Source organism: Streptomyces sp. NRRL B-24484 (genome assembly GCF_000717715.1).
Lineage (GTDB): Bacteria > Actinomycetota > Actinomycetes > Streptomycetales > Streptomycetaceae > Kitasatospora.
The window spans coordinates 26,432-37,624 of sequence record NZ_JOAI01000047.1; the positions used below are offsets into that span (position 1 = coordinate 26,432).

10 protein-coding genes are annotated in these 11,193 nt (G+C 77.8%); 5 read left to right on the plus strand and 5 right to left on the minus strand.

The features are described from left to right. Window position 1: 1 nt before the first annotated feature. From gvpO to IE98_RS0132965, 5 genes are read left to right on the plus strand one after another with little or no spacing between them, the layout of a single operon-like run. Window positions 2-568: a gas vesicle protein GvpO gene (gene gvpO / locus IE98_RS47070; RefSeq protein WP_078661500.1), complete on the plus strand. Its 567-nt coding sequence runs from the start codon at window positions 2-4 to the stop codon at window positions 566-568. Beyond that, the gene (locus IE98_RS0132950; RefSeq protein ID WP_052391301.1) at window positions 565-1,038 is read left to right on the plus strand and encodes a gas vesicle protein; all 474 of its coding nucleotides are present in this window, start codon (window positions 565-567) and stop codon (window positions 1,036-1,038) included. Before gvpO ends, IE98_RS0132950 begins: the two co-directional genes overlap by 4 nt. Continuing rightward, complete coding sequence (locus IE98_RS0132955; RefSeq protein WP_052391302.1) at window positions 1,035-1,958, plus strand: GvpL/GvpF family gas vesicle protein; 924 nt, start codon at window positions 1,035-1,037, stop codon at window positions 1,956-1,958. Before IE98_RS0132950 ends, IE98_RS0132955 begins: the two co-directional genes overlap by 4 nt. Window positions 1,959-1,964: 6 nt before the next feature. Further along, on the plus strand, window positions 1,965-2,228 hold the full coding sequence (locus IE98_RS43480) for a gas vesicle protein (RefSeq protein WP_043175721.1): 264 nt from the start codon (window positions 1,965-1,967) through the stop codon (window positions 2,226-2,228). Then, window positions 2,225-2,542: a gas vesicle protein K gene (locus IE98_RS0132965; protein ID WP_052391303.1), complete on the plus strand. Its 318-nt coding sequence runs from the start codon at window positions 2,225-2,227 to the stop codon at window positions 2,540-2,542. Before IE98_RS43480 ends, IE98_RS0132965 begins: the two co-directional genes overlap by 4 nt. A gap of 55 nt (window positions 2,543-2,597) precedes the next feature. Here the strand turns inward: IE98_RS0132965 and IE98_RS0132970 are convergent, their stop codons facing one another. From IE98_RS0132970 to IE98_RS0132990, 5 genes are all read right to left on the minus strand, one after another. Beyond that, window positions 2,598-2,900 carry a DUF4193 domain-containing protein gene (locus tag IE98_RS0132970; RefSeq protein ID WP_030275406.1) on the minus strand — a complete coding sequence of 101 codons (303 nt, stop codon included), beginning with the start codon at window positions 2,898-2,900 and terminating at the stop codon, window positions 2,598-2,600. A 102-nt stretch (window positions 2,901-3,002) separates the two neighbouring features. After that, on the minus strand, window positions 3,003-4,262 hold the full coding sequence (locus IE98_RS0132975) for a PP2C family protein-serine/threonine phosphatase (protein WP_030275408.1): 1,260 nt from the start codon (window positions 4,260-4,262) through the stop codon (window positions 3,003-3,005). 213 nt (window positions 4,263-4,475) lie between these two features. Further along, window positions 4,476-6,416: an SWIM zinc finger family protein gene (locus IE98_RS0132980; protein ID WP_234443765.1), complete on the minus strand. Its 1,941-nt coding sequence runs from the start codon at window positions 6,414-6,416 to the stop codon at window positions 4,476-4,478. Continuing rightward, window positions 6,413-9,916: a vWA domain-containing protein gene (locus IE98_RS0132985; RefSeq protein ID WP_030275410.1), complete on the minus strand. Its 3,504-nt coding sequence runs from the start codon at window positions 9,914-9,916 to the stop codon at window positions 6,413-6,415. Before IE98_RS0132985 ends, IE98_RS0132980 begins: the two co-directional genes overlap by 4 nt. Window positions 9,917-9,996: 80 nt before the next feature. Beyond that, window positions 9,997-11,193, minus strand: coding sequence for an ATP-binding protein (locus IE98_RS0132990; RefSeq protein ID WP_030275411.1), 1,197 nt, complete (start codon window positions 11,191-11,193; stop codon window positions 9,997-9,999).

Consider the following 11,193-nt stretch of genomic DNA (forward strand, 5'->3'; position numbering starts at 1 on the left):
CGTGGCCGTCCGCACTCCCCGGCCCGCCGACGGCGGCGACCCGGACCGTCCGGTCGAGCGCCGGCCGCGTCGGACACCCCCGGCCGAGCCCCCGCCCGACCGCCCGGTCCGTGATGACCGGCCCGAACGCCGGACCCGCCGGTCCGCCACCGGGCCGGACGCCGCGGAGAAGAGCCCCGCGCGCCGCCGGACCGCCGGCGAACCGACCCGCCCCGTACGCCGCCGGAGCGACGGGACTCCCGACCGCTCCCCCGACCCGGCGCGGTCCGCGGAGGGGCCGCCGCGGCGCCGCCCGTCGGACGGGAGGCTGACGGCCCGTCGGGCCGCGGCGGTGGCCGCCGCGGACGTCGGCGACCTCACCGGCCGCACGCCCGAGGGCATCACCTCGATCGACCGCACCGACGACGGCTGGCGGATCGGCGTCGAGGTGATGGAGTCCCGCCGCGTCCCCGACTCCACCGACATCCTCGCCGTCTACCTGGTCGCCCTCGACGACGACGGCGACCTGGTCTCCTACCGCCGTGAACGCCGCTACTACCGCGGCAGGCCCGAGGAGGACTCGCCATGACCGAGCCGACCGCCCGACCCGGGGACCGGTTCCTTGCCGCGCAGTCCCGCGGCCCCGGCGGGCAGCCCGCCAACCTCGCGGACCTGCTGGAACGCGTCCTGGACAAGGGCATCGTGATCGCGGGCGACATCCGGGTGAACCTGCTGGACATCGAACTGCTCACGATCAAGATCCGCCTGTTGATCGCCTCCGTCGACCGTGCCCGCGAGATGGGCATCGACTGGTGGGAACACGACCCCTCCCTCTCGTCCGGGAAGCGGGACCTCGCCCTGGAGAACCGCCGTCTGCGCGAACGCATCGGCGAACTGGAGGCGGGCCGCAGCGGCCGGCGGACGGTCGGGACTGCCGCGGAGCACGAGGACGACGGGTACGAGGACGACGCTTACGAGGACGGGGCGCACGGGAGCCGAGAGTACGAGGACCGAGAGGCGCCGCCCGTCCGGCGCCGCCGCCCGAGGAGCACGTCATGACCGCACCCGACCTCACCTGGCTCTACGCGGTGATCCACGACGCCGGGGACGGAGCCCTCGACGGCCTTACCGGGGTCGCGGGCGAGCCGCTGCGCACGCTCACCGCCCCCGGACTCGTCCTGGTCGTGGGCTCGGTGCCGCGCAGCGGCTTCGACGAACGGTCCCTGCAGCAGCGCCTGACCGACCTGCAGTGGCTGGAGACCGCCGTCCGGGCGCACCACAAGGTGATCGCCGAACTCGCCCGCAGCGGCCGCACCCTGCCGCTGCGCTTCGCCACCCTCTACCGCGACGACCGCGGCGCCGCCGCCTTCCTCCGCGGCGCGGGTCCCCGCCTGCGGGCCGCCCTGGAGCGGGTCGCCGACCGTGCGGAGTGGGGAGTGAAGGCCTACCTCGCCGGCTCCGCCGCCGCACCCGCCGACATCCCGGCACCCGCCGACCGCCCCGGCACCGCCTACCTGCTGCGCCGCCGTGCCCAACGCGACTCCCTGGCCCGGCGGTTCGACGAGGCCATGGACGGCGCCCGGGAGATCCACGCGGCGCTCGCCGCCCGCGCGGGCCGGGCCGCGGAGCACCCGCTGCAGTCCGCCGAGGCCAGCGGCCGGACGGACCCGATGCTGCTCAACGGCGCCTACCTGGTCGACCAGGCACGGGTCGCCGAGTTCGGCGCCGCCGTCACCGAACTCGGCCGCCGCTTCCCCGGCCTCCGCCTGGAGCTCACCGGCCCGTGGCCGCCGTACTCCTTCGCCGACCTCGACACCGAAGCCGACCCTGCATCCGGCACCGGCACCGGCGACGGGCCCGCCACCGCGGTCGGCGGTCGGGCGACCGGGCGGACCGCGCGACGCCCCGGGCCGCCGGAGCCCCGGTCCGGCGAACAGCCCGCGCCGGTCGCGCCGGTCGCGCCGGCCGAGGGCGGGTGAACGGGGGTGACAGGGGCAGCCGAGCCGGTCCGGGCGGTCACGTACCCGGTGGACGAGCGCAGGATCGCCCTGGTCGACCTGCTCGACCGGCTGCTCGCCGGCGGCGTGGTCGTCGCGGGCGAGATCACCCTCTCCATCGCGGACGTCGACCTCGTCCGGATCAGTCTGCGGGCGCTGATCGCCTCGGTCGGCACCCTCGCCGCCGCCGACGAGGAGCACGCGCCCCAGCGGCAGCACACGCCGATGCCGTACACCGGGGAGGGGCCGTGACCGCGCCGGGAGGGGACCGCGGGCCGCGCGCCGTGGGGCCGGGCCGCCGGATCGAGCTGGACCCGGAGTCGGTGGGCCGGGACCTCGCCGCGCTCGTGCTGACCGTGGTCGAGCTGCTGCGGCAGTTGATGGAGCGTCAGGCGCTGCGCCGGATCGACGTGGGCGACCTCTCGGAGGACCGGATCGAGGAGATGGGCCGCACGCTGATGGCGCTGGAGGAGCGGATGGACGAGCTCCGCGAGCACTTCGGGCTGACGCCCGAGGACCTGAACATCGACCTCGGGCCGCTGGGCCCGCTGCTCTCCCCGGACTGACCCCGCGGGCCGTCCGTCCTGGCCCCGGCCGCGCCGCCGGGCGGCAGTGCCGGGTTCAGTCGGCACACTCCTTGCAGATCGGCTGCCCCTTGGAGTTCTCACCGGCGAGCTGGCTGCGGTGCCGCACCATGAAGCAGCTCGCGCAGGTGAACTCGTCCTGCTGCTTCGGCAGGACCTGCACGGTCAGTTCCTCGCCCGACAGGTCCGCGCCCGGCAGTTCGAGCCCCTCGGCCGCGTCGAACTCGTCGACGTCGACCTTGCCGTCGGCCCGCTCCGCCCGGTGTGCCTTGAGCTCCTCGATGCTGTCGTCGGAGCTCTCGTCGTCGCCCTTGCGGGGGGCGTCGTAGTCGGTGGCCACGGTGTCGTCCCTTCGTGGACTGGTTGACCTCGGGAGAGACCAGCCTGCCTCCGGAGCCCGTCCCGCGCACCCGCTGGACGGCACCCGGTGAGGCCGGGCGGATCAGAGCCGGACGGCGACCAGCGCGATGTCGTCCGTGCCCTGCTCGTCGTCCGCGCCGAGGTCGGCGAGCACCGCGTCCGCGAGCGCCTCCGGTTCGAGGCGGCGGTGCCGGGCGGCGCTTGCGGTGAGCCGGTCGAGCCCCACGTCGATGTCCTCGCCGCGCCGCTCGATCAGGCCGTCGGTGTACAGCACCAGGGTGGCACCCGGCCGGTACCCGGCGGCGGCCTCGGAGCGCGGGATCTCGTTCTCCCAGGCGCCGAGCGGCGGATCGGTCGCCCCGTCCAGCACCCGGACGGAGCCGTCCGCGTCGACGAGCACCGGTGGCGGGTGCCCGGCGCTGCTGTACCGGACGGTGCGGGTGGAGCGGTCGACGACGGTCTGCACCGCGGTCGTCGACAGGGCGCCCTCGACCGTCACCGCGTAGCGGGCCAGGGTCTTCAGCGCCTGCGCCGGCTGCCGGGTGGCGCGCAGGGCGGCGTTGAGCGCGCTGTGCAGCCGGCCCATGATCCCGGCCGCCTCCAGCCCGTGGCCGACCACGTCGCCGACCGCCACCCCGAGCTGTGCCCGGTCCAGGTCGACCAGGTCGTACCAGTCGCCGCACACGTTCAGCGTCCGGGTCGCCGGACGGTAGCGGACCGCCGCGAACGAGCGGTGCGCGGGCGGCACCGCGGGCAGCAGCGACCGCTGCAGGGTCAGCGCCACCTCGCGCTCGCGGGCGTGCGCCTGCCGCAGTTCCTCGTTGAGGTCGGCGAGCTCCTGGGCCCGGGCCAGCAGGTCCGCCGCCATGTGCGCCTCCCGGGTGAGGCCGGTCAGCACCGCGCCGTCCGCGGGGCCCCGGCCGTCCAGGATGCCGCGGACCAGCGCGGTGACCTCCTCCACCCGGTGCACGATCGCGACCACCTCGCCCGCCGCGCCGAGCACCGGCGTGTTCAGGGTGCTCCAGTAGCGCTCGTCGAACACCCCGGGCCGGTCGGCGCGGTCGACGCCGTACTTCTGCAGCGGCATGCTGTCGCTCTGCCGGGTGGCGAGGACCCGCTCCAGCGAGGCGCGGAGCGGTACGGCGCCTGAGTCGTCGCCGTGCGCCGGATCACCGGGGAAGACCTCGAAGAGGAGACGGCCCACCAGCTCCTCGCGCCTGCGGCCGGACACCCGCAGATAGGCCTCGTTGGCGTCCGCCATCACCAGGCCGGGGGTCAGGACGACCATGGGGCTGGGCGTCGCCCGGAACGCCGCCCCGTAGTCCACAGCCGGCGCGTCCACACCCCTCCTCGGTGGTGATCATCCCGTGGGTGCCCTCAATCTACGCCCGTCATGTGCGTCCCGCCCGGTGCCGGGTGCCCGGGGACGGACCGGTGCGGTCCGGGTTCACCGCGGGCTCCGTGCACGACTCGTGCCGCAGGCCCGGCGCCCGGCGATGCAGCAGGGAAACGGGTCCGGCGGCCCCGTCGTGGGGGCCGCCGGACCCGGACCGGCTCAGCCGGCTGCGGCCTCGCGGACGTGCCAGGTCGCCCGGACGAGCTCGCGCTCCGCAGCCGTGAGGTGCAGGGCCGCGGCCAGCCACTGCTCTGCGTAGCGGTCGGCGTTCGGGTCGCCGAGCCGGCCGAAGACGTCCCGCTGCCGGCGGTCGGCCTCCTCGGCGAGGGCCGTGGACAGCCCGGCCGCCGTGCGGAACCCGGTGCGCCGCAGCGCCGCGGCGTCCGTCCGGGCACCGCCGCTGCGCGCCGCCTCGGCGACCGCGCGCCGCCCGCCCGCGACCGCCAGCTCGACCTGGCGGCGGACCCGCCACAGCGGAGAGTCGCCCAGCGGGTCGGGCCCCGCGGACACCGGCCCCGGCAGCTGGGGCCCGTCCCCGTCCGGGGCGGGCACGTGGGTGCCCTGGAGCAGGTCGTAGCCGAGGTCGGCCCGGCCCTGCCACTCGGCCGGCAGCCGCAGCGTGTACGCGGCCCCGGCGACGGGTGCCACCGCCAGCGGACGCAGGGTGGCTGCCCGGTCCGGGTCGACCCGGGCGAGCACCCGCAGCCGCAGGCCGGGGTGGGCGCCGATCCGGGTCAGGTTGGCGGTGTGCGCCAGGTCCGGGTGGCGGTTGACGGCGACCAGCCGGACGAGCGGGCCGTGCGGCTCGCCGGTGGTCCCGTCCACCTCGCGGGCGAGCACGCTGTCGGCGGACGCGCCGAGCACCACCAGCTCGCAGCCGACCGGCCGGCGCAGCAGCTCGGTCTGCTCCGGGTCGGCCAGCGGGCCGTCGGCGAGCCGCTCGGCGACGGCCTCCGCCAGCGGGCGGGCGAACAGCTCCGCGAGCGGGCCGGAGCCCCAGTCCATCCCGCCCACCGGATTGGCCCGGACCCCGCGGCCCGAGCCGAGCCGGCCGTCCGCGGACACGGTGGCGCCCGAGATCAGCAGGCCGCCGCGGGACAGCTGGGAGTGGTCCAGGGCCGCCGCGCCGACCGAGACCGGTGCGGTGCCCGCGCCACGGGCGCGGGACGGGCCGCCGGGCTTGATGTCGGCGATCGACACCCAGCGGCCGTCCTCGGTGACCAGGTGGGTCACCACGCCGCCGTAGCCGGTGGCGGTCAGCACCGGCTCGCGGCAGACGCCGTGCACCCGCAGCGCGCCGCCCGGCTTGTACGCCCGGCGGGCGGTGCCGAGCACCGCCCGGTCGGCCGGGCCGGAGCGCAGCAGCGCCGTGGTGAGCAGCAGTTCGCGCAGCGCCGCCGCGAGGTCGGCGGTGCGGTGGCTGCTGTAGCGGGCGCGGGCGCTGCGCAGGCCGCGGACCACCCGCAGCGCGGCCGCCTCGGCGCGGTGCAGGTCGGCCAGCCGTGCGGTGTGCGCGGCCCGCAGCAGTTCGGCCTGCGGGACGGCCCCGGCCGCGGGCACGCCGGCGGCGAGCGCCGCCGCGGCGGCCGCCCACAGTCCGGCGGCGGCCTGCACCTGGGCGGGCGTCGGCTCGACGGTGGCGGGCGGCTCCGGCGCGGCGGCCGGGGCGGGTTCGGCCCCGGCCGTCCCTGCGGCCGCCGTCGTCGCCGGAGCCGCATCCGGCTCGGCCTGCTCCGCGGGCCCGGCCGGTGCCGCGGCGCCGGCGGCGGGCGGGTCGGCGATCGGGCAGCAGCCGAGCACCGCCGCCCGGTGCAGGCAGCGCGGGGCGAGCAGACAGCTGCACCGCGCCTGCCCCTCCTCGGTCACCGCGCCGTCCGGGCCGGGCAGCAGGGTGACCACGGCGTCCTCGCCGCACCGGACGCCGACGCCCGGGCCGTCCGCGGCCGGGGCGACGGGCAGGGCGGCGTACTGCTCGATCGCCGCGTCGAGCTTCTTGCGCAGACGGGACGTCAGCGACTCCACCGCGGCCGCCAGCACCTCGGGTGCGACGGGCGGCAGCTGGAGGTCCTCGGCAGCGGTCATCGCCTGTACTCCGGTCATCGGGCCTCCCCGCGGAGGCGGTCGCCGACCCAGCGGGCGAGGGCGAGGGGACTGAGGGCGGCCACCGGCATGCCGGCGGCGACGAGCTGACGGGCGACCGGCACCGAGTACCGCGGGGTCCCGGTGTCGTCCAGCGCCGCGCAGCCCATCAGGTGCACCCCGGACGAGGCCAGCGCCCGCACCTCCCCGAGGAGGCCGCCCAGCGGGTAGCCCTCCTCGAAGTCGCTGACGACCGCGACCAGCGTGCGGCTCGGCACGGTGACCAGGGAACGGGCGTGCGCCAGTGCGGCGGCGATGTGCGTACCACCGCCGACCTTGACCTCCAGCAGCAGCGACAGCGGGTCGGAGACCCGCTCCGTCAGGTCGGTGACCTGCGTGGAGAAGGCCAGGAAGTGCGTGGACAGGGTGGGCACCCCGCCCAGCACCGCCGCGGTGAGGGCGGACCAGATGACCGAGGCCTCCATCGAGCCGGAGACGTCGACGACCAGGATCAGCCGCCAGTCGGCCTCCCGCCGCGAGCGGGTGCTGAACACCGGCTGCTCCGGCACGACGACCAGCCGGCCGTCGTCCAGGCGGCGGGTGTGCGCCAGGTTGGCCCGCAGGGTCCGCGGCAGGTCGATCCGGCCGCCGGGGCGGCGGGTCGGCCGCGGGGTGGCGAGGCCGGTGAGGGCCGGCCGGAGCCGGGTGGCGAGCTCGCGGGAGAGCTCCTCGACCAGCCGGCGCACCAGCGGGCGCAGCCGGTTCAGCTGGTGCTCGGGCATGCCGCCGGCCAGGTTCAGCACCGAGGTCAGCAGCTCCATCGACGGCCGGACGGACGCCGGGTCGAGCTCGGCCAGCACGTCGGTGCGGCCGGAGTCCGCGGCGGCGGCGAGCACCTCCTCGCGGACGTCCGCGCCGAACAGCGCCTCCAGTTCCTCCGACCACTCGCGGGCCGTCGGGAAGGACGCCTCCTGGCCGCCGCCGTTGCCGGAGCCGCCGTCCAGGTCGGCGGCGCCCTCGCCGCGGCCGCGGCCGTACAGCTCGTCCAGGGCCTGGGCGTAGCGGCGGGCGCCGTCGGGCAGCCGCTCCGGCTCACGGCCGAGCAGCAGCCGCCAGCGGTCGGCCGCCGACAGCCGGGCCTCGGCCGGGCCGTCGGCAGCGGTGCTCGCGGTCTCCACCGGGGGCGCCTCGGGCTCGGCGGGTGCCGGGGCCGGTGCCCCGGTGCCCGGGAGCCCGAGGGCGGCGAGCGCCTCGGCGGCGGCGGTGTCCGCGGCCGTCCACAGCGCGAGCAGTTCGGCCGGGGCGGTGAGCGTCAGGTCGGGGCGCTCGCCGAGCCGTTCGGCGACGGTGTCCAGCAGCCGGCCGCGGCCGGCTGGGCTGAGCGCGTCGAAGCCGGCCCGCAGCGCGGGCAGCCGGTCCAGGAAGCCGCGGTCGGGCAGGGCGTCGATCCGCTCCAGCAGCGGGCCGAGTGCGTCCGGCGCGTACTGGAGCAGCGGCCCGCCGGCCGTCAGCAGGCCGGTGAGCAGCCGGGCCAGTCTGCGGCGGCCTTCTGGGTCGGCGGCGGCGTCGACCCAGCCGGCGGCGCGGGCGCCTAGGCGGTCCGCGGTGTCCAGGTCGAGCAGCACCCGTGCGGCGAGCGCGGCGCCCTGGACGAGCGGCGAGCCGGTGCGGGCGAGCTCGGCGAGGGCGTCGTCCATCCGCAGGCCGAGCCGGTGGTCGCCGGCCCGGGTGGCCAGGGCGACCAGGGCGGTGGCGTCCGCCGGGTCCTCACTGCCGGCGAGTCCGGGCAGGCCGCGGACGGCCGCGTCGAGCAGGACGGCGGCGAGTTCGGCGGCGCGTTCCCGGCTCTGCTCGGTGGTGCCGGGCAGGTGGGCGAGCCGCAGGGCCTCCAACAGGTCCAGCGCGTCGAGGAGTTCCGGCAGGGTCGCCGAGGCGGGCAGCGACTGCTCGGCCTCGGCGAGCCGTTCGGCGACCAGCGCGGGCAGGTCGCAGCGGGCCGCGGCGCGCAGCCCGTCCAGCAGCTGGGTGCAGGTCGGGCCGCCCTCGGCGGACTGCCGGCGGGCGGTCTCCCGCAGGGTGCCGGCGGCGGCGAGTTCGGCGGTGACGCCGCGTACGCCGGCCAGGTCGAGCCGGGCGGCCGCGGACGGCGTCCAGGCGATCCGCCAGCGGGTGCTGAGCGCGGAGCCGTCGCCGGTGCCGGAGACCTCGATCTGCTTGCCGTAGCCGATCCCGCAGATCGCGAGGCGCTGCAGCAGCACCTCGCGGCGCCCGTCCAGCGGGGAGCGCAGCGGGTCGAGCCGCAGTTCGCGGGAGTCCGGGTCCTCCGGGTCGGGCAGGCGCAGCGCGGCGAGCTCGGCCTCGACGGACGGGCCGAGGCCGGAGCGCGGGGTGCCCGGGGCGAGCCGGCCGCGGTCGGCGCCGACCAGCACCGCCTCCAGCGCCTTGGCGAGGGCCCGGCCGCGGCCGAGCGGCTCGCCCTGGCCGAGGACGGCGGTCACGGCCTCCAGCAGTTCGCCGCGGCCGGGTGCGGGCAGGCCGCGCAGCCGGGCGAGGTCGCCGGCCAGCCGCAGGGTCTCGGCGGCCTCGCCGGTGCCGGCCGGGTGCCCGGCCTTCCGCAGCTCCCGGCAGATGTCGGTGATCGCCCGGGCGGCGGCCGCGTCGACCTGCTCCGGGTCGCCCTGGGCGGCGAGCACGGCCTGCTGCCACTTGGGGTCGCGGATGCCCGCCGGATAGCCGGAGCGGGCGTCGAGCAGGTCGAAGGTGTACGGGACGAGCGAGGTGACCGGACCGCCCTCGGCCGGTGTCTCGGCCGGTGTCTCGGCCGGTGCACCGGTCGCGTCCGGCGCCGCCTCCTCGACGCCGGTCAGCGCCGGTCCGTGGAAGGCGCCGACGACCGCGGCGACCCGGCGGCCGCCGGCCGCCGCCGCGGCGATCACCCGGCGCATGTGCGCCTCGCGGGCGAGGTCCCCGGCGGGCACCCCGCCGCGGCCCTCGGCGTCGCGGCGCAGCGCCCAGCCGACGGCCAGCGCGGCACGGCGGACGGCCTCCGGCTCGCTGCCGGGGGCCCGCACCTCGACGGAGCGGTCCCACAGGTCGTCGCCCTCGCGGCCGGTGCCGGCCGCCTCCAGCGCGTCGGCGTAGGCGGGGACGGCCGGGCGGACGCCGGGCGCGTCGCCCGCCCCGGCGGTCCCCCAGCCCTTGTCGGCGAGCGGCAGGTCGCAGCAGCGCACCTCGACGCCGTGCTCGCGGGCCCAGCGCAGGGCGGCGAGCTCGGGCGAGAAGTCCGCGAACGGGTAGAAGCCGAGGTGCCCGCCCTCGTCGGCCCCGGCGAGGGCGACGGGGGCGACGGTGCCCGGGTCGGCGAGGTGCGGCAGCCAGCGCTGGAAGTCGGCCGGCAGCTCGACGCAGACCACCTGCGGGTCGGCCTTGTCGAGCAGCGCCGGCACCACCGCGGCGAGCGCCGGGCTGTGGTGCCGGACACCGATCAGGTGGGGCCGGGCGGAGGCGGCGAGCGCCTCCACCGCCTCGCGCGGGTCCGCGGTGTCCGCCGGGGTGCTCCCGGCGGCCGCCCCGGTGGTGTCCTCAGTGGTACGGGGGTCGGTCACCGCAGGTTCTCCCGCAGGTCCCACAGGCGGCGCCACATCGCGGAGCCGTCCTCGGCGCGGCGGCGCACCGGGCCGTCCCAGTAGCCGAGCAGGCGGCCGTGGTCGGCCGGGTCGTCCTTGCGGACGGCGCCCAGCAGGTGGCCCGGGACCAGGTCCAGGACGTCGCCGGCGGGCAGGTAGGCGCGGGCCAGGCCGAGCGAGGCGGCGACGTGCACGGCCTCCGCGGTGGACATCACCGTGCCGGGCCGCTCGACGTCCCAGCCCTCGGCGGAGCGGCCGGTGCGCAGGTCGCGGAAGACGGTGACGAGCACGTCGAGGACGGCGTCGTCGACGCCGAACGCCGCACCGGCCCGCTGCACGGCGGCGGTGGCCTGGGTGCGGACGAGCTCGGTCTCCGCGCCGGCGTCGGCGATCGGGTGCACCGTCTCGAAGTTGAAGCGGCGCTTGAGCGCGGCGGACATCTCGGAGACGCCGCGGTCGCGCAGGTTCGCGGTGGCGATCACGGTGAAGCCGGGGACGGCGGCGACGGTCGCGTCCGCGGTGCCGGCGAGCTCCGGCACGCTGACCCGGCGGTCGGAGAGGATCGACACCAGCGCGTCCTGCACCTCGGGCAGGCAGCGGGTGACCTCCTCGATCCGGGCCACCCGGCCGGTGCGCATCGCGGTCATCACCGGCGAGGCGACCAGCGCCTGCGGGGTGGGGCCCTGGGCGAGCAGCAGCGCGTAGTTCCAGCCGTAGCGGAAGGCGTCCTCGGTGGTGCCGGCGGTGCCCTGCACGGTGAGCTCGCTGGTGCCGCTGACCGCGGCGGACAGCAGCTCGGAGAGCATGGACTTCGCGGTGCCGGGCTCGCCGACGAGCAGCAGGCCGCGCTCGCCCGCGAGGGTGACCACGCAGCGCTCGACCAGGGCGCGCTCGCCGACGAACTTCGGCGCGACGACCAGCTTGGCGGGCAGCGCGCCGTCCTTGCGGCGCTTCGGCGGCAGGGCGAGCGCCTCGCCGTCGCTGCCGCAGACGAAGGTGACCACCGCGGCCGGGGTCAGCGCCCAGCCGGGCGGGCGGGGGCCCTCGTCGTACGCGGCGAGGAAGGCGAGCTCCTGGGCGTACCGCTCCTCGGCGGGCAGGATCTGCCGGGCCGGCGGGGCGGCCTGATCGGTCGTCGGCTCGGAGAGGTCGGTCGGGGTCGTCGGAGACAC

What these genes read in the sequence shown, in the direction of transcription:
- IE98_RS0132950 (WP_052391301.1), top strand. Translation starts at nt 565, where the DNA reads ATGACCGAGCCGACCGCCCGACCCGGGGACCGGTTCCTTGCCGCGCAG.
- IE98_RS0132980 (WP_234443765.1), bottom strand. Translation starts at nt 6,416, where the DNA reads ATGACCGGAGTACAGGCGATGACCGCTGCCGAGGACCTCCAGCTGCCG.
- IE98_RS0132955 (WP_052391302.1), top strand. Translation starts at nt 1,035, where the DNA reads ATGACCGCACCCGACCTCACCTGGCTCTACGCGGTGATCCACGACGCC.